Here is a 22,699-nt window from a genome sequence, read left to right on the forward strand (position 1 = left end):
ACGGCGTGGCGGAGGGCATGATCGGCGGAACCGCGGGCAGCGTGGTGGCCTGGGTGAGGGATGCCCGGGGGAGGAAGTGCCATGGGGCTCGAAGTCGTCAAGGTGTTGCTCAAGGCCGCGGCGGGCGGGTTGTTCGTGCTGCTGTTCGCCGCGCTGGCGGAGATGATCTCCCCGAAGAGGCTGGCGGGCGTGTTCTCCGCGGCTCCGTCCGTGGCCCTGGGCGGCATGCTGGTGACGGCCGCGCTCAGCGGGGTGTCCGACGTCCGCCAGACGGCCCTGGGCATGACGATCGGGGCGGTCGCGTTCGTCGCCTACTGCCTGGTGGGGGTGCCGCTGCTGAAGCGGTGGGGCGCCTGGAAGGGGTCGTCCGCCGCGCTGGGCGTCTGGCTGGCCGTGGCCGTGGCGGGCTACCTGGTGGTGTGGCCGTGACGAACGATCTCCGCGGCGACCACGACGACCGTGACGATCGCGACGACTACGACGACCGTGACGACCGCGACGGTTTCGGCGGTTTCGGCGGCGACCGCGGGCGGAGTGACGAGCGGCGCGACGACGACGAGGTACGGCTCGCCCCCCGCGAGCTCGGGAGGACCAGGCCGCGTGACTGGCTGATCCGGTTCGCCTTCGGCGCCGGGGTGTCCGCCCTCGCCGGGGTGGTCGCCACGGTGGCCGGCCCGCGGTTCGGCGGCCTCTTCCTGGCCTTCCCGGCGATCCTGATGGCGTCGCTGACGCTGGTCGCCAAGAAGGAGAGCGTGCGCCAGGCCCGCAACGAGGCCCGGGGCGCGACCTTCGGCGCGGTGGGACTGTTCGGCTTCGCCGCGGTCACCGCCGCCGCGCTGGCCGGCCGGTGGCCGCTGTGGGCGGCGCTGGCCGCCGCCACCGCGGTGTGGGCCGTCCTCTCGCTGGGCTGCTACCTGCTGGCCAGGGCGTTCGGCGCCGGGGGAGACGAGCCTCCGGCGGGCTGAACCCGTCCGGGCCCGACGCCGCGTCCGCTCCGGACGACTTCCGGCGGCTACGCGCGGACGAGATCGTCCGGCGTCGCACCCGCGGAGCCCGGCGGCCCCGCGCGCCCGGCGGGCGCGGGTCAGCCGCCGCCGGTCTCCTCGGCACGGGAGGACACGAAGTCCCCCGTGCCCTCCAGCGTGTAGAGGAGCCCCTCGTCCCGGAGCACCTGGATCGCCCGCCGCACGTCCTCGGGGTCGAGGCCGTACCGCTCACCGAGGTCCTCCACGGAGGGGATCGGGCGGTCCATCTCCATCTCGCCGCGGGTGATCTGCGCCCGGAGGACGTCAGCGAGCTGCCGGTAGGCGGGGGCGTCCCCGCCGTGGTCGATCGTCACGGCCATGAATCTAGACGCCCGCCCGGGGAACGCCGAGCAGGCGCGCGGCGGGAGCCCGCCTCGCCGGCGCCCGTCCCGGCGCGTCCGGGACGTCCGCCTCACTGGCCTTCCGCCCGGACAGACGGGGGAAGGCCCGCCCGGCCGCTTTCCGGTACCGTTCGGCGGGTGACCGTCCTGCTGCCCGGTGTGGCCCTCACCGACCACGTCTTCACCGTCCCCCTCGACCACGCCGACCCCGGAGGCGAGACCATCGAGGTCTTCGCCCGGGAGGCGGTGGACCCGGCCAGGCAGGGCGAGGACCTGCCGTGGATGCTCTTCCTGCAGGGCGGGCCGGGCGGCAAGTCGCCGCGGCCGACCGGCGCGGACGGCTGGCTGGGGCACGCGCTGAGGACCCACCGGGTGCTCCTGCTCGACCAGCGGGGAACCGGCCGCAGCACCCCGGTCACCGCCGACACCGCCTCCGGCACCGACGCCGGGCTGGCCGCCCGCCTCGCGCACTTCCGCGCCGACGCGATCGTCGCCGACGCCGAGCTGATCCGCCGCGAGCTGTGCGGCGGGCGGCCGTGGGAGACCCTCGGCCAGAGCTACGGCGGGTTCGTCACGCTGACCTACCTGTCGCGGGCGCCCGAGGGGCTCGCGGCCTGCTACGTCACCGGCGGACTGGCCGGGCTCGCGGCGAGCGCCGACGACGTCTACGCGCGGACCTACCCCAGGGTCCGCGCCAAGGTCGAGCGGTACTTCGCCCACCACCCCGGCGACTCCGCCCGCCTGGACGCGATCGCCGACCACCTGCGCGACCGGGAGGTCCTGCTGCCCGACGGCGACCGGCTGACCGTGCGCCGCCTGCAGAGCCTCGGCATGTGCCTGGGGATGAGCGACGGCGCCGCCCGCCTGCACTGGATGCTCGACGAGGCGTGGACCGGCGACCGGCTCTCCGACCTGTTCCGGTACGAGGTCATGATGGCCACCGGCTTCGTCGGCAACCCGCTCTACGCGGTCCTGCACGAGTCGATCTACGCCCAGGGCGGCGCCACCGCCTGGGCCGCGCACCGCCTGCTGCCGGAGGAGTTCGCCGAGGACGCCCGGCCGCTGCTGCCCACCGGGGAGATGATCTATCCCTGGATGTTCGACGAGATCGCCGCGCTCCGCCCCTTCAGGGCCGCCGCGGAGATCATCGCCGCCCGCTCCGACTGGCCCGCCCTCTACGACCCGGTACGGCTGGCGGACAACCGGGTCCCGGTCGCCGCCGCCGTCTACTACGACGACATGTACGTCGACGAGGGGCTGTCGATGGAGACGGCCCGCGCCGTGGGCGGCGTGCGGGCCTGGGTGACCAACGAGTGGGAGCACGACGGCGTGCGCGTCTCCGGCGGCCGGGTCCTCGCCCGCCTGATGGAGACGGTCAAGGGCGTCCACGGCCCCTGACCCGCCGGGCCGCCCGGCCCGCACCCGGCCTCCCGCCCCACCCCGGCTCCCGGGTCCGCCTCATGGACCCGCTCCGGCTCCCGCCGGCCGTTCAGGCGGGCGGTTCGGTGAGCGGGAGCCGTACCTGGAAGCGGGTGTCGCCGGGCACCGACTCCACCCGCAGGTCGCCGCCGTGCCGGCCGGCCACGATGCGGTAGGAGATGTCCAGCCCCAGCCCGGTGCCCTCGCCGACGGCCTTGGTGGTGAAGAACGGCTCGAAGATCCGCTCGTGCAGGTGCTCCGGGACGCCGGGGCCGGTGTCGCAGACCTCCACCAGGGCGGTGGTGTCGTGTTCCACGCGGGTGCGGACGGTCAGCGTGCCGCTGCCGTTCATCGCGTCCAGCGCGTTGTGGATCAGGTTGGTCCACACCTGGTTGAGCTCCCCGGCGTAGCCGGGGATCGGCGGCAGCTCCGGGTCGTAGTCGGTCGCCACGCTCACCCCGGGCGGGATCTTGCCCTTGAACATGGCGAGCGTGCTGTCCAGCAGCTCCCGCACGTCCACCGTCTGGTACGGCGCGCGGTCCATCTGCGAGTACTGCTTAGCGGAGGCCAGCAGCGAGGAGATCCGCCCGGTCGCGTCGGTCACCTCGTCAAGCATCTGACCGATCTCGATGGCCTCCGAGAGCCAGCGCACCGCGCCGGGCAGGTGCTCCTCGCCGACCGCCTCGCGCACCGCGTCCAGCCCGTCGGGGCCGAAGCCCGCGCTCACCAGCGCCGGGGCCAGCTCCCAGCCGTCCGGCACCCCGGCCTCCTCCAGCGCCTCGCCCAGCGCGTCCTCGGCGTCGGAGATCTCCAGCGGGGACCGCGCGGGCGCCTCCCCGGCGCCTTCCGTACAGCCCTCCTGGAGGTCGATCAGGGCGCGCAGCCGGTCGGCGGGGATGCCCGCCTCGGCCAGCGCGGCCAGTTCCCGCCGCGACGAGCGGACCATCTCCCGCAGCTCGCCCACGGCGCGCACGGCCGCCGCCGCCGGGTTGTTGAGCTCGTGGGTGAGCCCGGCGGTGATCGTGCCGAGCGCGGTCAGCCGCTGCCTGCGGTCGATGAAGTCCCGCTGGGCGAGCCCGCCGAGGCGCACCCCGTCGAGCAGGTGCACCGCCATCGGGAACCACTCGCCGATCATGTGGCCGTACTTCCTGGCCGGGAGCACGAAGAGCCGCGACGGCTTGGTCGCGCGCAGCGAGTGGACGTAGGAGTCCGGGGCGCGGTCGCCGAGGTAGGCCGAGATCGCCCCGGCGTAGACGCCGGGCTGGGAGGTGGGGGCCATGGAGACCGGCCCGGCGGGGGTCTCGGTGGTCATCATGACCTCGCCGTCGACGAGCACGAAGAAGGACTCGGCGGGGTCGCCCTGCCGTACGACCGTCTCACCCGCGCCGTAGTCGCGTTCCTCGCCGTGGGAGGCCAGCCAGGCGATCTTCTCGTCGTCGAGCCTCTCGAACAGGAACAGCCCTCTGAGCACTTCCGGATCGGTCATGCGGCCTTCCTCCCAGCCCTCGCGACGCCGCGGGCCCGTGTTCCGCTCGCGGCCCCTCCGGATGCCCCGCTCATGCCTTCTCCAGATAACGGTGGACCAGCGCCACCGCCATGGCCCCCTCGCCGACGGCCGAGGCGACCCGCTTGATGGAGTCGGCCCGCACGTCCCCGGCGGCGAACACACCGGGGACGTTGGTCTCCAGGTGGTACGGCTCACGCTGGAGCGGCCAGTTGCGGGGACGGTTCCCGCCGGAGGTCAGGTCCGGCCCGGTGAGGACGAAGCCCCGGGCGTCACGCTCGACCGTGTCGCCGAGCCAGTCGGTGAACGGCTCGGCGCCGATGAAGACGAACAACCGCTCGGTGTCCACCGTCCGCTCGCCGTCCGGCCCCTTGAGGACCAGCCGCTCCAGGTGGTCGTCGCCCTCGGCGGCGGTGATCTCGGTCCCGGTGTGCACCTCGATGTTCCGCAGCCCGGAGATCTGCTCGATCAGGTAGTGCGACATGGACCTCTCCAGCGAGTCGCCCCTGACGAGGAGATGGACCGTGCGGGCGTACTTCGACAGGTGGACCGCGCACTGCCCGGCCGAGTTCGCCGCGCCGACGACGTAGACGTCGCTGCCGGCGCACTCGGACGCCTCGGTCAGGGCCGCGCCGTAGTAGCAGCCGGAGCCGATGAAACCGTCGAGACCGGGGGCCGTGAGCCGCCGGTAGGCGACGCCGGTGGCCAGGATCACGGTGTGCGCCGCGATGCTGCCGCCGTCGGCGAAGCCGATCACCCGCGCCCGGCCCCTGACCTCCAGACTGGTGACCTGGCGGGCGGTGAGCAGCTCGGCGCCGAACTTCAGGGCCTGGCGGCGGGCTCGGTCGGCGAGCTGGGCGCCGGACAGGCCGTCGGGGAAGCCGAGGTAGTTCTCGATGCGGGAGCTCTGCCCGGCCTGACCGCCGGAGGCGTGCTGCTCGACCAGCACCGTGCGCAGCCCCTCGGAGGCCCCGTAGACCGCCGCGCCCAGCCCGCCCGGGCCGCCGCCGATGACGACCAGGTCGTAGAAGTCGGTGGCCGGGGTGGTGGACAGGCCGACGGCCGCGGCCAGCTCCGGGACGGAGGGGGCGGTGAGCGTCGCGCCCTCGGCCGTGACCACCACCGGAAGCCGGTCGGCCGGCGGGGCCGCGTCCGTCTCGCCCGCCGCGGCGAGCAGCTCGGCGCCCTCGGGGGCGTCGGCCAGCAGCCAGCGGTAGGGCACCTGGTTGCGCGACAGGAAGTCGCGGACCTCGTAGGACCGCGCCGACCAGCGGGCGCCCACCACCCGCAGCTCGCCGGTCTCGCGCCGGTCGGTCCGCTGCCAGGCGTCGAGCTGGGCGTCCAGCACCGGGTAGAGGTTCTCCTCCGGCGGGTCCCACGGCTTGAGCATGTAGTGGTCGAGGTCCACGACGTTGATCGCCTGGATCGCCGCGTCGGTGTCGGCGTAGGCGGTGAGGAGCACGCGGCGGGCGTGGGGGTACAGGTCCATGGCCTGCTCCAGGAACTCCACGCCGTTCATCTGGGGCATGCGGTAGTCGGCGAGGACGATCGCGACGTCGTCGCCGCGCAGCCGCAGCTCGCGGAGGCTCTCCATGCCCTGGGCCGCCGTCTCGGCCCGGACGACGCGGTAGGAGTGGCTGTAGCGGCGTCGCAGGTCACGCGCGACCGACCGCGACACGCCCGGGTCGTCGTCAACCGTAACGATGACCGGTTTATCCATTGTCTGCCTTCCAGGGATACGGCGCCTCCTTGAAGGATGTCATAGGCGGACATACCAATATCGGACGCCTCAAAGATCAGCGACGGACGCCGCTGATGTACTGCGCGGCCAGCAGGACCACGGCGCGGTCCTGGGTGTAGACGCCCCAGCCCGCGCCGTTCGCCAGGCCGCCGATCAGGACCTCCCGGCGGTCGCCCACGACGACGAGGAGGCGGCCCCCGGCGTCCTCGCCGGCCCGGTCTCCCGCCCTGTCCGGCTCGGTCCCGAAGCACGTCACCGACACCTCGACCCCGCGCTTCGCGGCCCTGCGGACCAGCGGGGACAGCAGCGCCGTCTCCTCCGGCCAGGCCGCGACGAGCAGGGCGGAGCGGGCGGCGGCCACCACGTCCCCGGCGCGGGTGAGCAGCGACTCGGCGTCCCTGAGGTTGTGGGTCGGCGGCACCTCGGGCGGCGCGGCGATCGTGGGCAGCGAGGACTGCAGCGACTCCATCGAGTCGTCGAACTCCCGGCGCATGCGCTCCAGCAGGGCCGCGGGCGGCAGCGGCTGGTAGCCGACGGCGCCCTCCTCCTCGTGCAGCTCGTAGGCGGCGCCCCGGGACACCAGCTTGCCCAGCGTCTCGTAGACCGTGCTGCGCGGCACGCCCGAGCGCTTGGCCACCTCGTAGCCGTTGAGCGGCCGTCCGGCCCCGACCAGCGCGACGTACGCCTTGGCCTCGTATCCCGACATGCCCAGGCGCTGCAACTGTTCCACGACGTCTCGCATCGCAGTCATGCTACGGCGCGCTGTCACCGTTTAGTGTTGTCCCAAACCGCCAAATTCGGTCCCATGTTCCAGATCGGAGTCGTGGACCCGGCTCCCGGCCGCTCAACCCGGCGGCCGTTCCACGGGTCGCTCACCGCCGGATTTTCCGGCCGTGCCGGACTTTCCGGCCGCGCGGGGCCTTCGGGCCGGTCGGGGTTTCGGACCGCGCGGTGCCTTCGGGTCGGACGGGGCTTTCGGACCGCGGGGTTTCGGATCACGCGGGGGTTCGGGTCGCGCGGGGCTTCGGACCACGCGCGGCCTTCGGATCGCGTGGGCTTTTCCGCCGGGCCGCCGTACGGAGGACCCCCGGGAACGGCGAAGGGCCGCGGCCGTCCCCGGTGGGGGCGGCCGCGGCCCGGACGTGACGCGCCGGCGCGGGAGGGTCAGACCTGGCCGGCCTTCTCCAGGGCCGTGCAGCAGGTGTCCACCATGAGGCGGGTCACCGTGTAGGGGTCGACGTTGGCGTTGGGGCGGCGGTCCTCGATGTAGCCCTTCTTGTCCACCTCGACCTGCCACGGGATGCGCACCGAGGCGCCGCGGTCGGAGACGCCGTAGCTGAACTGGTCCCACCGGGCGGTCTCGTGGTGGCCGGTGAGGCGGTCCTCGACGCCGTCGCCGTAGTTCCTGACGTGCTCCAGCGCGTTCTCGGCGAGCGCCTCGCAGGCGGTGATGATCGCGTCGTAGCCCTCGCGCATCGCCTTGGTGGAGAAGTTCGTGTGCGCGCCGGCGCCGTTCCAGTCGCCCTTCACCGGCTTGGCGTCGAGCGTGGCGGCGATGTCGAAGTCCTCGGCGACGCGGTAGAGCAGCCAGCGGGCCATCCACAGGTGGTCGGCGACCTCGACGGGTCCGGCCGGGCCGACCTGGAACTCCCACTGGCCCGGCATGACCTCGGCGTTGATGCCGGAGATCGCCAGGCCGGCCTCCAGGCACAGGTCGAGGTGCTTCTCGACGACGTCGCGGCCGAAGACCTCGTCGGCGCCGACGCCGCAGTAGTAGCCGCCCTGCGGGGCGGGGAAGCCGCCCTGCGGGAAGCCGAGCGGGCGGCCCTCCTTGAAGAAGGTGTACTCCTGCTCGATGCCGAACCAGGACTCCTGGTCGGCGAACCGCTCGGCGACCTCCACGAGCCTGGCCCGGGTGTTGCTGACGTGCGGGGTCAGGTCGGTGTTGAGGACCTCGCAGAGCACCAGCACGTTGTCGCCGCCGCGGATCGGGTCCGGGCAGGTGAAGACCGGCTTGAGCACGCGGTCGGAGGACGGGCCCTCGGCCTGGTTGGTGCTGGAACCGTCGAAGCCCCAGAGGGGCAGCTCGGCGCCGTCCGCCAGGATTCTGGTCTTGGAGCGCAGCTTGGCGGTCGGCTTGGTGCCGTCGATCCAGATGTATTCGGCCTTGAAGGTCATCCGCGGACTTCCTTGAGGAGGGAGAGGTCTGGTGCGCTTCAAGACTCGCAAGGAGCGGTTTCCCGGCTGTTGCCCGTATGTGAACAGAATGTTACCGATGCCTGTTTGCCGTATTTTGGGTGATATGTCCCGTTGGGGAGTCCGGTGCGCGGGCCGGCCCGGCACGCCGGTGCGGTCTCGGCGTCCGGTCCGGGCGAGCCGTTCCGGTGTCCGGCCCGGTGTTCGGTCGGGTGGTCGGCCCGGCGTTCAGTCCGGCGAGCCGGCGGCCTCGAAGCGGCCCGCCGAGACCGACTCCTGGGCCAGGCGGCGCATGGCGTCGAAGATCCGGCCGTACACCACGGTCAGGACCACCAGCGCCTCGACCGCGCTCTCCCGGGGGCCGTCGAAGGGGATGACGCCGGTCTCGCGCTCGGTGACCAGCCGGAGCGCGGCCTCGGCGTAGGACCGCAGCCTCTCGCCGGTGGCGGGCATGCCGAGCCGGCCGAGGGTCAGGACGGCCTGGGCCAGCTCGTCGCGGGCGGGCGCGAAGGGGGTGACCCGCCAGTCGAGGTCGTCGACCAGCCGGTCCACCTCGGCGCGGGCGCGCCGCCAGTCCTCGTCGTCGGGCCGGGGCTCGACCGCCGGCGCGAGGGCGTAGTGGGCGGTGCCGAGTACGGTGTGCATGTCCAGGCTCTCGTCGTCCACGGCGGCGAGCACCCTGCGGATGGCGGCGATGGGCAGCCGGCCCACCTCCAGCAGCGCGCGGATCAGGCGCAGCCGGCGCACGTGGCCCTCGCCGTACTCCGCCCGGGTGGCCGACGTCTGCTCCCCTGGAGGGAGGAGACCCTCGCGCAGGTAGTACTTGATGGTCGGGACGGGGACGTCCGTGGCGGCGCTGAGCTGGGAGATCCGCATGACCGGATGGTATCGGCGGCCCGGGCCGCCGCCGGAGCGGCGAGCCGGGCCGGGGCGGACCGGCCGCCATGCGCTGGAACGGCGGGAAGGTCGGGGAGCCGGGCGAAATCCTCGTGATTTCCGAGAATTCATGGGATTTCCTTCTCTGACACGTCGGTTTTCACCGGAAAGCAGCAGGGGGTTGACGCGATCTCCCGGTAAGAATAATTTTCATCCAATCTCCCGGCTGGTGAAAGGAATGTCTGTGGCCGCAGGCGCACTCGGACGCATCCAGACCGAGACGCCCACGCTGCCCGGAGCCCTCCGCCGGGTCGGCGAGGCCATCCTGGCCGACCCCGCCGCGGCCGCCCGCTCCACGATCATGGCGCTCGCCGAGCGCAGCGGCAGCTCCCCGGCGACCGTCACCCGGTTCTGCCGGGTCTTCGGCTTCACCGGCTACGCCGGGCTGCGGGTCGCGCTGGCCACCGAGACCGGGCGGGCCGCGCAGGCCCACTGGGACGCAGGCGTCGGCCACGAGATCGCCCCCACCGACCCCCTGGACGTCGCGATCGGCGTGATGGCCGCCACCGACTCCCGGCTCATCCAGGAGACCGCGGCCCAACTCGACGCCGCCGCCGTCGCGCGGGTCGCCGACGCCGTCGTCGCCGCCCGCCGGACGCTGATCTTCGGCGTCTCCACCAGCGGGTCCGCGGCGAGCATGATGGCCGGGCGGCTGCGCCGGATCGGGATGCCCTGCTGGAGCCACGCCGACGCCCACGAGTCCCTCGCCGAGGCGGCACTGCTGGCCCCCGGCGACGTCGCGATCGGCGTCTCCCACCGGGGCCGCACCCGCGAGGTCCTGGAGCCGCTCGCCGAGGCCGCCGCCCGCGGCGCGACGACCGTCGCCGTCACCTCCTTCGTCCGCTCCCCGCTGGCCGACCTCGCCCGTCTGGTGCTGACCACCGCCAGCAGGGAGACCACCTTCCGGCTGGGCGGCCTGGCCGCCGTCCACTCCCAGCTGTTCGTCCTCGACGCCGTCTACGTCGCCGTCGCGCAGCGCACCTACGAGCAGACCGACCGGGCGTTCGAGCTCACCATCCGGGTGCTCGAAAGCCACCGCGTGGAAAGGAGCTGACGAGTGGAGACCGGCATGGAGGTCGGAGCCGCGGACTACGCCCGCGAGGCGCGGGCGCTGATGGACGAGGTCGTCCGCACGCAGACGGAGGCGGTGGGACGGGCCGCGGCGCTGCTGACCGCGTCCGTCCTGGACGACGGCGTCATCCAGGCGTTCGGCTCCGGCCACTCCGAGGCCATCGCGATGGAGATCGCCGGCCGGGCCGGCGGGCTCGTGCCCACCAACCGGCTCTCGCTGCGCGACCTCGTCCTGTACGGCGGAGCCCCCGTGGACGTGCTCCTCGGCGCTCCCAGCGAGCTGGAACGCGACCTCGGCGTCGCCCGGCGGATCTACGACCTCGCCCCCGTGCGGCCTCAGGACGCGTTCGTGCTGATCTCCAGCTCGGGGGTGAACGGCTCGGTGGTGGAGCTGGCCTCCATCGTCAAGGAGAAGGGCCACGGCCTGGTCGCCGTGACCTCCGTACGGCACAGTACGGAGATGACCTCCCGCCACCCCTCGGGCCGCAAGCTCCTCGACCTCGCCGACGTGGTCCTCGACAACGGCGCGCCGTACGGCGACGCGATGATGCCGCTGCCGGGGGGCGGCACGTTCGGGGCGGTCTCCACCATCACCTCCGCGCTGCTGGCCCAGATGGTCGTCGCCGAGGTGGTGCGCGCCCTGGCCGGGGCGGGCCGCACGCCGCCGGTCTACCGGTCCGTCAACGTGACCGGCGGCGACGAGCACAACCGCGACCTTGAGAACCGCTACGCCGGAAGGATCCGGCGAGGTGCCTGATCACCCCCCAGGAGGAAGAATGACCCAACTGTCCCGGCGCGAGCTGCTGCGCAGCGCGGTCCTCGCGGGAATCGCGCTGCCGGCGCTGTCCGCCTGCGCCACTCCCGCGGGCAACGGCGGAGCCTCCCAGTCCGCGCCGGCCGCCGGAGCCACCAGCGCGGCCAACCCGCTCGGCTTCGCCGAGGGCAAACCCCTGGAGATCTGGATCTTCGACGGCGGCTTCGGCGACGCCTACGCCAAGGACGTCCACGAAGCGCTGATCAAGGCCAAGCACCCCAAGCTGGAGATCAAGCACAACGCGACCAAGGAGATCGCCAAGACCCTCCAGCCGCGCTTCGCCGGCGGCAACCCCCCGGAGTTCATCAACAACTCCGGCGCCGACGCCATGGACTTCGGCGCCCTCGTCCAGGACGGCCAGCTCGCCGACCTCACGCCGCTGTTCGACGCGCCGAGCTGGGACGACCCGGCCGTCAAGGTGCGCGACACGATCGACCCCGTCGCGATCGAGCTGGGCAGCTACGACGGCACGCCGTACGTCCTCAACTACGCCACCACCGTCTGGGGCATCTGGTACTCCAAGAAGCTCTTCGACGCCGAGGGCTGGCAGCCGCCCAAGACCTGGGACGACTTCCTCAAGCTCTGCGAGACCATCAAGAAGGCCGGCAAGATGGCGCCGTTCACCTACGCCGGCAAGCACCCCTTCTACATCTACGAGACCATTCTCACCCTCGCCGCGAAGATCGGCGGCAAGGACGTGCTGAAGAACATCGACAACCTGGAGGACGGCGCCTGGAAGGCCGAGCCGGTCAAGCAGGCCGCCACCGCCTTCGCCGAGCTCGGCGCCAAGTACCTCCTCCAGGGCACCGCCGGCCTGGACCACATCCAGACCCAGACCGCCCACAACAAGGGCCAGGTCGCCATGCTGCCCTGCGGCTCCTGGCTGGAGAACGAGCAGAAGGACACCACCCCCGCCGACTTCGACTACGCGATGTTCCCGCTGCCGGACTTCACCTCCTCCGACGCCCTGCCGTACGGCACGGTGCACGCCCGGCCGGGCGAGGAGTACGTCGTGCCGTCCAAGTCGGGCAACCCCCGGGCGGGCATGGAGTACATGCGCGCGATGCTCTCCAAGGAGGGCGCCGGCAAGTTCATGGAGCTGGTCTCCACGCTCACCATCGTCAAGGGCGCCGGTGAGGGACGCACCCTGAAGCCGGGCCTGAAGAGCTCCTCCGACGTGCTGACCGCGGCCGGTGACAACACCGTCTGGTTCCTGTTCCGCAAGTGGTACGTCGAGATGCACGATGAGGTGGCCGCCGCGACCGGGCAGCTCATGAGCGGCAAGCTGACCGTCGACCAGTGGACGGACCGCGTGCAGAAGAAGGCCGACTCCATCAAGAACGACTCCTCCGTGAAGAAGTTCTCGAGGTAACCGGGGTGAGCGGCGGCACGGCCGGACGGCCGGTGGCAGGGAAGGGCACGGCGCGTACCGCGTGGACTCCGCGTCCGGCGCGTACGGAGCACGCGGTGGGCGCGCCGGGCGCGGCGGCCGGGGAAGCGGAGGACGGCCGGTGAACCACGGCAGGCTGAGGTTCGTCACCGGGTTCCTCGCGGTCCCGGTGGCGCTGTACCTGATCTATGTGATCGCCCCCTACGCGCAGGCGTTCTACATCGCGCTCACCGACTGGCGCGGGGTCACCGCGTCCCCGGGGTTCGTCGGCCTGGAGAACTTCCGCAGGCTTTTCGAGGACGACGTCTTCTGGACGGCGGTCGGCCACAACCTGCTCCTGCTGATCCTGATGCCGCTGCTCACCGTCGGTATCGCCCTCTTCTTCGCGTTCCTGCTCAACGCCGGGGGACGGGGCGGCGCCGCGGGCGTGTGGGGGTCGAAGTTCTACCGGGTGGTGTTCTTCTTCCCCCAGGTGCTGGCCGTGGCCGTGGTCGCGGTGCTGTTCCAGCAGGTCTTCCGGCCTGACCGGAGCGGCATGCTCAACGCGCCGCTGATCGCCCTCGGGTTCGAGCCCGTCGGCTTCCTGTCCGACACCGGCGTGGCGCTGTGGTCGATCCTCGGCGTGCTCGTCTGGCAGGCGGTCGGCTTCTACGTGGTGCTGTTCTCGGCCGGCATCGCCTCCATCCCACGTGACCTGTTCGAGGCGGCGGCGATCGACGGCGCCGGGGGAGCGCAGCTCTTCTTCCGGATCACCCTGCCCCTGCTGTGGGACACCATCCAGGTCGGCTGGGTCTACCTCGGCATCGCGGCGCTGGACGTCTTCGCCGTCGTGTGGGTGATGACGGCCGAGCACGGCGGGCCCGACCACTCCACGACCGTGATGGCCGCGGAGATCTACCGGACGGCCTTCCAGTACTTCAAGTTCGGCTACGCCTCGGCGATGGGCGTGGTGCTCTTCTTCTTCACCATCGGGTTCGCGGCGCTGGCCCTGCGCCTGTCGCGGCGTGAGCGAATCGAGTTCTAGTGGCGGAAGCGGCGATACCCCGCAGCCGGGCCCTCGCCCGGGAGGAGCGCAGGCGGCGGCTCGGCCCGTTCGGGGTCCTGACGCACCTCGCGCTGCTGGTGTGGACGGTCCTGGTCGTGGTCCCGATCGCATGGACCTTCCTGGCGTCGGTCAAGAGCGAGGACGAGATCTTCGGCGACGCCTGGTCGCTGCCGGCCGCCCTGCGCCTCGACAACTGGGCACGGGCGTGGGACCAGGCCCACATCGGCCAGTACATGATCAACAGCGTGGTCGTCGTGGCATTCGGCGTGTTCGGCACCATGCTGTTCGGCTCCATGGCGGCCTACGTGCTGGCCCGCTACCGGTTCGCCGGCAACCGGGCGATCTATCTCCTGTTCGTCTCCGGTCTGGCCTTCCCGGTCTACCTCGCGCTGACCCCGCTGTTCTTCGTCGTGCAGAACATGGGGACGCTGCCGGTGGTCGGGCCGTTCATCGGGCTGAACACCCACGCCGGGCTGGTCCTGGTCTACATCGCCTACTCGCTGCCGTTCACCGTGTTCTTCCTGGCGGCGTTCTTCCGGACGCTGCCCGGCGCGGTGGCCGAGGCCGCCTTCGTGGACGGGGCCTCGCACACCCGGGTGTTCTTCCAGATCATGCTGCCCATGGCCCGGCCGGGCATCGTCAGCGTGACGATCTTCAACGTGCTGGGGCAGTGGAACCAGTACCAGCTCCCGCTGGTGCTGCTCAACTCCGACCGGAGCAAGTGGGTGCTCACCCAGGGCATCGCCGACATCTCCACCGCCGCGGGCTACGACGCCGACTGGTCGGCCCTGTTCGCGGCGCTCAGCATGGCGATCCTGCCGATGCTCGTGGTCTACACGATCTTCCAGAGCCAGATCCAGAAGGGCCTGACCGCCGGGGCGCTCAAGTGACGTCCCGCTGACGCCCCGCTGCGTGCCGCCCTCCGCCCGGCGGCCGGGCATCCGGGCCGGCGGAGGACGGCCGGGCATCCGGGCCGGGGGCCGGGCCGGCGGGCGGCCTCTCCACCTTCCCCGGGAGGGGCCGCCCGGCGGTGCCGGGTCCGGGCGTCCGCCCGCCTGCCGGACCGGCCGTCCGCCGGCCGGATCGCCCGGCGGCGGATCAGGGGGCGGCGGGCCCCGCGGCCCCTCACGTCATCCGGCCCCTCACACCGCCGGGCTCTTCGGGCTCCCGGCGTTCCTGGGATCCGTCAGGTTCTTCAGGGCCTCGCGGCGGCTCAGGCCGGTGATGCCCATGTGATCGACGTAGCGGAGCACCTCGCCGGGGTTGCTCTTGGCGTACTCGCGCAGCGCCCAGCCGATCGCCTTGCGGGCGAAGAAGTCGTTGTCGGACAGGCTCGGCTCGATGCAGGCGTAGAGCAGGCCCGGGTCGGTGGCCCCCCGGAACCGGTTCTGGCACAGGATGGCCGTACGGCGCCGCCACAGGTCGCGGTCGCGGGCCCAGCGCAGCATGAGCGGGCGCATGACGTCGGGGAAGGCCGCCAGCAGGCCGCCGACGCGGTGGACGGCCAGCTCGTCGACGTAGTCCCACCACGCCCCGGTGACGATCATCTCCTCGTACATCGGCAGCGCGTCGAGCGTCTGGTGGGCCCGGTAGAGGCGGAAACCGGTCAGCTCGATCGCGGCGTAGCGCTCCTCGCGGTACTCGGCGTCCCGCCACAGCGTCAGCGCCGCCTCGCGCCACTCGCGCGCGTCCCGCAGCGGGTGCTCGCCGAAGACCCTCCGGAGCGCGGTACGGCGCGGCACCGCCTGGGCCCCGAGGAAGGGCAGATCCGACTTCATGTAGGCCCGCATCGCCTCGGCCTTGCCCGGGTCCGCCGCCTCTGTCAGGGCGATCCGCACGGCCTTGTGCAGTGTGTCCATCACTCCCCGTCCGCCGCGCCGTCCCCGCGCGTGGCCCGCCCGGCGCTCATGGTCAGCTCCTCGTCGGCTCTTCGCCGGATTCTCCTCGGCTCCTTCTCGGCTCCGCCGCCGGTCCGCCCCTCGCCTGCCGCCGGGCGTCGCCGTGCCGGTTCGCATCACCGTGTCGGTTCCGTCCCCGGGCGTCAAGCCGGGCCCGGAAACCGCCGCCCGGGAGCGGCCGTCACCCGGAAGCCGCGGGCCGGGGCGTCCGGCTCGTGGCCCGCGGGCCGTCAGCCCGGGTGGCTGCTGCGCTCGCCGGTGGCCAGGCCGTCGAAGAGGATCATGATGTAGTGCTCGGCGATGGCCGCGGTGTCGAGGCGGCCGTCCGGCCGGAACCAGCGGACCGCGACCCAGATGGTGTCGCGGATCATGCGGTAGGTGAGCTTGGGATCGACGTCGGGACGGATCCCGCCGGTGGCCTGGCCCCGCTTGATCTGCTCGATCCACATCCGCTCGACCTCCTCCTCGGCCTTCACCAGGTAGCCGAAGCGGTCGCCGGGCAGGGATCGCAGGTAGTTCCAGTCGTTCTGCATGACGGTGACCGCGGCGCGGTGCGGCTTCAGCGCGGCGAACCCGGTGCGGACCATCTCCGCCAGGACCTCGCGCGGTTCGCCCCCGCGCGCCAGCACGGCGCGGTAGCGGCCCACCAGGTCGTCGAGGAAGGTGGTCAGCACCTCGTCGACGATCGACTCCTTGGAGTCGAAGTGGTGGTAGAGGCTCCCGGACAGGATGCCGGCCTCCACCGCGATCTCGCGGACGGTCGTGGCCTGGAACCCCTTGCGGGCGAAGAGCTCGGCGGCCAGCTGGACGAGGTGGTCACGGCGCTCGGAGGCCGAGCCGGACGCGGTCGCGCGCCTGGCCGCGCCCTGGCGCCTGGCCGGGGCGCCGGTCGTGCCGCCGGAGTTCTTTCGCGGGTTCACGTCACCCATTATGGTCCTTTGCGCAATCGCTTGTTCACCGGAACATACCAGCTCACGCCCGTTTTCCCTGGCGGGCCGCTGTCCGGATACCGTGGCCCGCGTGAGGCGGAAGGCGACGGCGGCCAGGGATCTCCTGCTGTGGGCGGTGCTGTGCCTGCCCCTGCTGTGGGGCGGCCGGTCCGTCCTGCTGGCCGACCGCTACACCCCCTGGGAGATCGCCGCCGGGGCCGCCGCCATCGGGGCGGCCGTGGCGCTGGGCCGGTCGCGCCCGCTTCCGGCGATGCTCGTCACCGCGGCGCTCTGGCTGGCCGCGGCCGGGACCGGCAAGGCGGTGGGCTGCTTCCCGGCGCTGGCCGTCATGAGCTACCTGGCGGGCCTGCGCGTGCCGCGGGTGCGGCCCGCGCTGATCGCGCTGGGCGCCGGCACGGCCGCGACGGTGCTCGCCGTACCGGTGCTGAGCCGTGACACCGGGGACTGGTTCGTGACGGTCGCCGGGATCGCCCTGTTCGGGGTCGTCCCCTGGCTGGCGGGGCACGCCCGGCACCAGCACCTGGAGCTGGTCCGCGCGGGCTGGGAACGGGCCGAACGGCTGGAGCGTGAGCAGCGCGCCGTCGCCGAGCAGGTACGGCTGCGCGAGCGCGCCCGCATCGCCGGGGACATGCACGACCTGCTGGGCCACGAGCTGAGCCTGGTCGCGCTGCGGATCGGCGCGCTGGAGGTGGCCCCCGACCTCGCGGAACGCCACCGGGAGATCGCCGGGCAGGCCCGGTCGGCGGTCACCGCCGCCGCCGGCCGCCTCCGGGAGATCGTCGAGGTGCTCCGCGACGACACCGCCCCCGACCCGGTGCGGCACGGCGTCGCCGACCTCGTCGAGCGGGCCCGGGCGGCGGGCATGGACGTCGAACTGCACGGCCCCGGGGAGGACGGCCTCGCCCCGATGGCCGGGCAGGCCGTACGGCGGGTCGTGCAGGAGGGCCTGACCAACGCGGCCAAGCACGCGGCCGGAGCGCCGGTGACGGTCCGGCTGGACCGGACCGCGGACGAGACCGTGGTGACAGTGGTGACCGGCCTCGGCGGCCCGCCGCCCCGCGCCGCGGGCACCCCTGCGGCCGGGACCGGCCCGGCGGACCCGGGCCGGCCGGGAAACGGGGCGGGAGCGGCGACCGGGGCGGCGGACCCGGGCGGGGCGGGACCGGGCGGGGGGTACGGGCTCGTCGGGCTGGCCGAGCGGGTGCGCCTGTGCGGCGGGTCGCTCCACGCGGGGGAGCGGGCCGGCGGGTTCGAGCTGACGGCCAGGCTGCCCCGCGTCCCCGGTCCGGTGCGGGACGTCCCCGTGCCGTCCGCCGACCACCTGCGGCGGGCCCGGCGCCGGGTGCGCCGCACCCGGGTGGTGGCGCTCACCGCCGCCCTGCTCACGGTCATCGGGACGGCGGCCGCCGTGGTGGGGTACACCGCCTACGACGCCGCCACCTCCGTGCTGTCCCCGGCCGGCTTCGGGCGGCTCCGGACGGGGATGGAGCAGGCCGCGGTGGAGGCCCTGCTCCCGGCCAGGACGCGGATCGACGGCCCGGCGGTGGGGGAGCCGCCGGTGCCCGCGGGGGCCCGGTGCCGGTACTACGGCACGCACGCCGACCCCTTCGGCGCGCGGGGCGGGGAGCTGTACCGGCTGTGCTTCGCGGGCGGGCGGCTGGTGGGCAAGGATTTCCTGCCCGTCGGCCGGGTTCCGTAGAGTCGGGCGGCGGCCGGGGCCCGCCGGGCCGGAGGGCCGTGGGGGTTCACGCGGGATTCGCGTGAGGGGTGCGTGGGATTTGCGAGGTTCGGAGGGGGACATGGTGGTCCGGGTCGTGCTGGCCGACGACGAGGCCGTGGTCCGCGCGGGGGTGCGGATGATCCTGTCCGCCGATCCCGGGATCGAGGTGGTCGCCGAGGCCGGTGACGGCCGGTCCCTGGTCGATCTGGTGCGCGTCCACCGGCCGGACGTCGCGCTGGTGGACATCCGGATGCCCGGGCTCGACGGGCTGGCCGCGGTCCCTGAGCTGCGCCGGATCGCCCCCGGTACGGCGGTGCTGATCATGACCGCCTTCGGTGAGGACGCCGCCATCGCCAGGGCGCTCGGTGACGGCGCGGCCGGTTTCCTGCTCAAGACCGGTGACCCGCGCGAGTTCCTGCTCGGGGTGCGGGCGGTCGCCGAGGGCGCCGCCTACCTGTCGCCCCGGGTCGCCTCCCGGGTGATCGACGGCATCACCGGCGACCGGCTCGCCAGGAGCGCCGCCGCCCGCGACCGGATCGGCGCGCTCACCGGCCGCGAGCGGGAGGTCCTCGGCCTGCTCGGCGCGGGGCTGTCCAACGCGGAGATCGCCCGCCGCCTGCACCTGGCCGAGGGCAGCGTCAAGACGTACGTGAGCACGATCCTGGGCCGGCTCGGCGTGCGCAACCGGGTGCAGGCCGCAATCCTGGCCCACGAGGCGGGGCTGGCCGCGCGGTCCTGAGCGGACTCCGCCGCGGTGAGGGGGCCGGGGCGCGGGGCGCCCGTACCCGGTGGTGCCACGGCGCCCGAAGAGGCGTCCGGAGAGATGTCCGGAGCGGCGCGGGGGAGCGGGCCGGAGGCGGGCCGGGGCCTGGACCCTCGGAGGTCCAGGCCCGGAGACTCAGCAGCCGTCGGTCGAGTAGCAGCCCTTCACGTACCACTTGCCGCTGTAGTAGGCGCCGCTGCCGGCCTTACGGGCATTCATGATCGCTTGTCGGCACCCGCTTCACAAGGGGGCGGCGTGGTTTCCCGGCGGGTCGGGTGTTCCCGGCGCGGACGAGGCCGTGGAGGGCCCCGGGACCCGTTCCGTGGAGCTTCTTCCGCGGAGCTTCGCCGTGGCGGGGATCCACGGAACAGGTCCTAGCGGCGGGCCGTCCTGGTGTCCAGCACCAGCGTCCGGAGGGTGGCGTGCGCGCGCCACCGGCCGACCAGCCTCGTCACCGGTACGGCCAGGGCCCACATGACCAGCGGCGCCACCACCGCGCCGAGCAGCAGGCCGGCCAGGACGTCGTGCGGGAAGTGGACGCCGACGAACACCCGGGAGAAGGCCCCCAGCGCCGCCAGCACCGGCACGTAGAGCAGCGTGCGGCGCCAGGCGACGGCCAGCGCCACGGCGGTGGCGCCGGCGAGCGTCGCGTGGTTGCTCGGCAGCGACCAGTCCCCGAACTCCGGGCACGGGACGAGGGTGACCACGCCGTGGACCAAGCGGCAGGGGCGGTCGATCCGCAGCACGTCCTTGACGATCTCGCTGACCAGGTAGGACGCCACCATCGCGGCGGGGGCGAGGAGCGCCAGCGCCATGGCCCGGTCGTCGCGCCGCCTGGCCCGCCACCAGGCGGCGAGATACAGGACGGCGAAGACCAGCAGTACGGCCTCGGTGCCGATCTCGGCCAGCTCCTGGAACCAGTGCGGGGTGGTCCGGGCGAACGCGGTGATCTGCCGGTACCACTCGGCGCTCACGTCGGGGACGTCTTCGATCTCGTTGGGCACGCTTCCTCCGTGTCGTTCCATGCGGTGCTGATGACCGTAGGGAACGGGAGGTGCGGCCGGCCGTCGCCGAACGTCGCCGGCTGCCGTTGACTTTGGTCAATGCCGCCCACGCCGACCGGGACCCGCGGGGAACGGGACCGGTTACCGGGGCGAAGGCCCACGGTCAGCCCCCTGGTAATTAGTAAACTTTCCTATTAGATTTGCGGGGAGTCCCGGGAGAGCGCTCTCGCCGGGAAGGCCCCTGGGACAACGTGCTGCCCGCGCGCCCACGGCAGGAGACGCCGTCGCCGGGCGAGGAGGATGCATGAAGCGCGGCCGAGAGCTGCTTCGCCTGGCGGACACCGTCGTTCTCCCCGGATTCGAGGGGAGGACCCCGCCCGACTGGCTCCGGCGGCGGCTGTCCGACGGCCTGACCGGAGTGGTGCTCTTCTCCCGCAACATCGCCTCTCCGAGCCAGGTCGCGGACCTCACCGCGGCGCTGCGCGCGGAGAACCCGCAGGTCCTCGTCGGGATCGACGAGGAGGCGGGGGAGGTCACCCGCCTGGAGGCCGCCACCGGCAGCGGCAGGCCGGGGAACTTCGCCCTGGGCGTGGTGGACGATCCCGGCCTCACCGAGGAGATCGCCCGCGACCTCGGGCGCGACCTCGCCCTGGCCGGGATCAACCTCGACTTCGCCCCTTCGGCGGACGTGAACTCCAACCCGCGCAACCCGGTCATCGGTCTGCGTTCCTTCGGCGCCGGCCCGGCCCTGGTCGCCCGGCACACCGCCGCCTGGATCCGCGGTCTGCAGTCGGCCGGGGTCGCCGCCTGCGCCAAGCACTTCCCCGGGCACGGCGACACCTCCGTCGACTCCCACCACGGCCTGCCGATCGTCGGCGCCGACGCGGACGAGCTGCGCGAGGTGGCGCTGCCGCCCTTCCGCGCGGCCGTGGCCGAGGGGGTGCGGGCGGTCATGACCGGTCACCTGCTGGTCCCGGCGATCGACCGCGCCCAGCCCGCCACGCTCAGCGGTCCGGTGCTGCGCGACCTGCTCCGCGACGAGCTGGGCTTCGAGGGCGTCATCGTCACCGACGGCATCGAGATGGAGGCGGTCTCCGGGCCCCACGGCATCGGCGGCGCGTCCGCGCTGGCCATCGCCGCCGGAGCCGACGCGATCTGCGTGGGCGGCGAGCACGCCGACGAGCGGACCGCCGTCGAGGTGCGCGACGCCATCGCCGACGCCGTGATCGAGGGCAGGCTCCCCGAGGAACGGCTGGCCGACGCGGCCGAGCGGGTCTGCGACCTGGCCCTCTGGGCCGCCTCCGCGGGACCCGCCCGCCGGTCCGCCGTCTCCGCGTCCCCCGGGGACGTCCCCGTCGGCCTGGCCGCCGCCCGGCGGGCGCTGCGGGTCACCCGGCGCTCCTCGGCCGCCGTCATCCCGCTGCCCGCCCCGCCTCACGTGCTCGAACTCGCCCCCGAGATGAACCTCGCCATCGACCCGCACACCCCCTGGGGCGTCGGCGAGCCGCTCGGCAAGCTGCTGCCCGGCACCACGGTGACCCGCCTGACCGCCCCCGAGGCCACCGGGGGAGCGGTCGAGGCGGCCCTGGCCACGGCGGCCGGACGTCCTCTGGTCGCCGTCGTCCGCGACGCCCACCGCCACGCCTGGCAGACCGCCGTCCTCGAACACCTGCTGGCCGCCCGCCCGGACGCCGTCGTGGTCGAGATGGGGCTGCCCGACCGCTGCGACCTCGGCGCGGTCCACGTGGCGACGTACGGCGCCGCCCGCGTCTGCGGCCAGGCCGCCGCCGAGCTGCTCGCCGGGTGCGCGGGCTCTGACGGCTAAATCGGACATACTTCGTAAAGGGTGTCCTTCTCGGAAGAACCGATAAGCCAGAGATAACGCCGGAGCGGGGCGGAACGAATCCCCGAACGGGGACCCGCCCGGCCGTCCCTCGCGGAGGCCGGGCGGACGCGGCCGGTCAGGTCATGTCCCACAGCAGGCGGTAGTAGGCGATGCGCTCGGGGTCCGGGGCGACCCCGTACGCGTCGTAGAGGATGCCTTCGTATCCCGGGCCGTAGTTCCACTCCGTGCTCCACGCCGCGACCGCGAGGTCGGCCCACCGGTCGGCCACGCCGAGCGAGCCGAGGTCGACGTGCGCGGCGAACGCGCCGTCGTCGCGCAGCAGGGCGTTGGGGGCGCACGCGTCGCCGTGGCAGACGACCAGGCGGTCGATCGGGGGCGGCTCGCCGATGCGCGCCCGGGCCTCGGCGAGGCCGTCGGCCGGTCCATCCCCGGCGGCGATGCGCTCGTCCGCGCGGACGAGCCGCCGCTCGACGCCCCAGTCGAACGGGCACTCCTCCACGGGCAGGGCGTCGTGCAGCAGGCGCAGTCCCCGGCCGACCGCGGCGGCCGCGGTCGCCGGTTCGGCGGTCCACCGGGGGTCCACCGCCGACCGGCCGGGGATCGCCGCCGTGACCAGCCACGCGCCGTCGGCGTCCGAGCCGTGCTCGATGACCCGCGGGACGGGCACCCACCGCTGAGCCCAGGCCAGGCGCTCCGCCTCGCCGGCGAGGTCGATCTCCGGGGTGCCCGCGGCGACCCACTTGGCGTAACGGGCGCCGCCGGAGGCGTCCTGGAGGCGGAACGTCAGGCCGCCGAGCTCGTTGCGCCACACCGGGGTGACGGTGTCGTCGCCGGCGAGCGCCGCGACGACGGCGGGGACGGCCACCGGCCCGGTCGGGATCTCGGAGATGACGGGGAGGCTCATGACAGACATGATCCTCCCCGCTCCGGGCCGGTGGCCAACGGTTTCCCGCGGGCGGGTCCGCACGGGACCGCCGGACGGCCCACCCCGGACGCACGTCTCCCACGGGCAGGCGTTTCTCGTGGGCAGGCGTCT

21 protein-coding genes are annotated in these 22,699 nt (G+C 73.5%); 11 read left to right on the forward strand and 10 right to left on the reverse strand.

Annotated features, from left to right (window positions below):
- The first annotated feature begins 81 nt into the window (after positions 1-81).
- A complete protein-coding gene (locus ACQP10_RS09165) occupies positions 82-429 on the forward strand; it encodes a DUF3147 family protein (protein WP_346020785.1) in 348 nt (115 codons plus the stop codon).
- Complete coding sequence (locus tag ACQP10_RS09170; RefSeq protein WP_399499773.1) at positions 426-965, forward strand: DUF3147 family protein; 540 nt, start codon at positions 426-428, stop codon at positions 963-965. Before ACQP10_RS09165 ends, ACQP10_RS09170 begins: the two co-directional genes overlap by 4 nt.
- A 119-nt stretch (positions 966-1,084) precedes the next feature.
- On the opposite strand, the gene ACQP10_RS09175 is transcribed toward ACQP10_RS09170, so the two are convergent.
- Positions 1,085-1,339, reverse strand: a complete 255-nt coding sequence (locus ACQP10_RS09175) for a GntR family transcriptional regulator (protein ID WP_346020783.1) — start codon at positions 1,337-1,339, stop codon at positions 1,085-1,087.
- 165 nt (positions 1,340-1,504) lie between these two features.
- On the opposite strand from ACQP10_RS09175, the gene ACQP10_RS09180 reads away from it, so the two are divergent.
- Positions 1,505-2,764 (forward strand): alpha/beta fold hydrolase, encoded by a 1,260-nt coding sequence (locus tag ACQP10_RS09180; protein WP_346020782.1) that lies wholly within the window; start codon positions 1,505-1,507, stop codon positions 2,762-2,764.
- Positions 2,765-2,855: 91 nt separating this feature from the next.
- Here ACQP10_RS09180 and ACQP10_RS09185 read toward each other — a convergent pair whose 3' ends face one another.
- From ACQP10_RS09185 to ACQP10_RS09205, 5 genes are all read right to left on the reverse strand, one after another.
- A complete protein-coding gene (locus ACQP10_RS09185) occupies positions 2,856-4,271 on the reverse strand; it encodes an ATP-binding protein (protein ID WP_433541217.1) in 1,416 nt (471 codons plus the stop codon).
- Positions 4,272-4,341: 70 nt separating this feature from the next.
- Positions 4,342-6,009 carry an FAD-dependent oxidoreductase gene (locus ACQP10_RS09190; protein ID WP_346020780.1) on the reverse strand — a complete coding sequence of 556 codons (1,668 nt, stop codon included), beginning with the start codon at positions 6,007-6,009 and terminating at the stop codon, positions 4,342-4,344.
- A gap of 76 nt (positions 6,010-6,085) precedes the next feature.
- Complete coding sequence (locus ACQP10_RS09195; protein ID WP_433541218.1) at positions 6,086-6,772, reverse strand: TrmB family transcriptional regulator; 687 nt, start codon at positions 6,770-6,772, stop codon at positions 6,086-6,088.
- A gap of 422 nt (positions 6,773-7,194) precedes the next feature.
- Complete coding sequence (glnII, locus tag ACQP10_RS09200) at positions 7,195-8,208, reverse strand: glutamine synthetase (RefSeq protein ID WP_346020778.1); 1,014 nt, start codon at positions 8,206-8,208, stop codon at positions 7,195-7,197.
- A gap of 246 nt (positions 8,209-8,454) precedes the next feature.
- Positions 8,455-9,102: a MerR family transcriptional regulator gene (locus tag ACQP10_RS09205; RefSeq protein WP_346020777.1), complete on the reverse strand. Its 648-nt coding sequence runs from the start codon at positions 9,100-9,102 to the stop codon at positions 8,455-8,457.
- A 238-nt stretch (positions 9,103-9,340) separates the two neighbouring features.
- On the opposite strand from ACQP10_RS09205, the gene ACQP10_RS09210 reads away from it, so the two are divergent.
- The 5 genes from ACQP10_RS09210 (at position 9,341) to ACQP10_RS09230 (ending at position 14,372) form a co-directional block, all read left to right on the forward strand.
- A complete protein-coding gene (locus ACQP10_RS09210) occupies positions 9,341-10,216 on the forward strand; it encodes a MurR/RpiR family transcriptional regulator (protein ID WP_346020776.1) in 876 nt (291 codons plus the stop codon).
- A 3-nt stretch (positions 10,217-10,219) separates the two neighbouring features.
- Positions 10,220-10,990: a sugar isomerase domain-containing protein gene (locus ACQP10_RS09215; protein WP_433541219.1), complete on the forward strand. Its 771-nt coding sequence runs from the start codon at positions 10,220-10,222 to the stop codon at positions 10,988-10,990.
- Between the two features lie 19 nt (positions 10,991-11,009).
- Positions 11,010-12,419 carry an N-acetylglucosamine/diacetylchitobiose ABC transporter substrate-binding protein gene (gene ngcE, locus ACQP10_RS09220; protein WP_346020774.1) on the forward strand — a complete coding sequence of 470 codons (1,410 nt, stop codon included), beginning with the start codon at positions 11,010-11,012 and terminating at the stop codon, positions 12,417-12,419.
- 139 nt (positions 12,420-12,558) lie between these two features.
- Entirely contained in the window at positions 12,559-13,461 is a 903-nt protein-coding gene (locus ACQP10_RS09225; protein ID WP_399499770.1) for a carbohydrate ABC transporter permease, read from the forward strand.
- Positions 13,461-14,372 (forward strand): carbohydrate ABC transporter permease, encoded by a 912-nt coding sequence (locus ACQP10_RS09230; RefSeq protein ID WP_346020772.1) that lies wholly within the window; start codon positions 13,461-13,463, stop codon positions 14,370-14,372. The genes ACQP10_RS09225 and ACQP10_RS09230 overlap by 1 nt, the downstream gene beginning before the upstream one ends.
- Positions 14,373-14,624: 252 nt before the next feature.
- Here ACQP10_RS09230 and ACQP10_RS09235 read toward each other — a convergent pair whose 3' ends face one another.
- Positions 14,625-15,341 carry a DNA alkylation repair protein gene (locus tag ACQP10_RS09235; protein ID WP_346020771.1) on the reverse strand — a complete coding sequence of 239 codons (717 nt, stop codon included), beginning with the start codon at positions 15,339-15,341 and terminating at the stop codon, positions 14,625-14,627.
- Between the two features lie 269 nt (positions 15,342-15,610).
- On the reverse strand, positions 15,611-16,309 hold the full coding sequence (locus tag ACQP10_RS09240) for a TetR/AcrR family transcriptional regulator (protein ID WP_179818984.1): 699 nt from the start codon (positions 16,307-16,309) through the stop codon (positions 15,611-15,613).
- A 91-nt stretch (positions 16,310-16,400) separates the two neighbouring features.
- On the opposite strand from ACQP10_RS09240, the gene ACQP10_RS09245 reads away from it, so the two are divergent.
- Entirely contained in the window at positions 16,401-18,029 is a 1,629-nt protein-coding gene (locus tag ACQP10_RS09245; RefSeq protein WP_346020770.1) for a sensor histidine kinase, read from the forward strand.
- A gap of 103 nt (positions 18,030-18,132) precedes the next feature.
- Positions 18,133-18,789: a response regulator gene (locus ACQP10_RS09250; protein ID WP_433541888.1), complete on the forward strand. Its 657-nt coding sequence runs from the start codon at positions 18,133-18,135 to the stop codon at positions 18,787-18,789.
- Positions 18,790-19,187: 398 nt separating this feature from the next.
- Here ACQP10_RS09250 and ACQP10_RS09255 read toward each other — a convergent pair whose 3' ends face one another.
- Positions 19,188-19,817 (reverse strand): phosphatase PAP2 family protein, encoded by a 630-nt coding sequence (locus ACQP10_RS09255; RefSeq protein ID WP_433541220.1) that lies wholly within the window; start codon positions 19,815-19,817, stop codon positions 19,188-19,190.
- 304 nt (positions 19,818-20,121) lie between these two features.
- On the opposite strand from ACQP10_RS09255, the gene ACQP10_RS09260 reads away from it, so the two are divergent.
- Positions 20,122-21,642 carry a glycoside hydrolase family 3 protein gene (locus tag ACQP10_RS09260; RefSeq protein WP_346020768.1) on the forward strand — a complete coding sequence of 507 codons (1,521 nt, stop codon included), beginning with the start codon at positions 20,122-20,124 and terminating at the stop codon, positions 21,640-21,642.
- A gap of 136 nt (positions 21,643-21,778) precedes the next feature.
- Here ACQP10_RS09260 and ACQP10_RS09265 read toward each other — a convergent pair whose 3' ends face one another.
- Entirely contained in the window at positions 21,779-22,567 is a 789-nt protein-coding gene (locus tag ACQP10_RS09265; protein WP_433541221.1) for an aminoglycoside 3'-phosphotransferase, read from the reverse strand.
- Positions 22,568-22,699: the final 132 nt, after the last annotated feature.

Origin of the sequence: Streptosporangium sandarakinum (genome assembly GCF_050942225.1) — a bacterium.
Taxonomy (GTDB): domain Bacteria; phylum Actinomycetota; class Actinomycetes; order Streptosporangiales; family Streptosporangiaceae; genus Streptosporangium; species Streptosporangium nondiastaticum.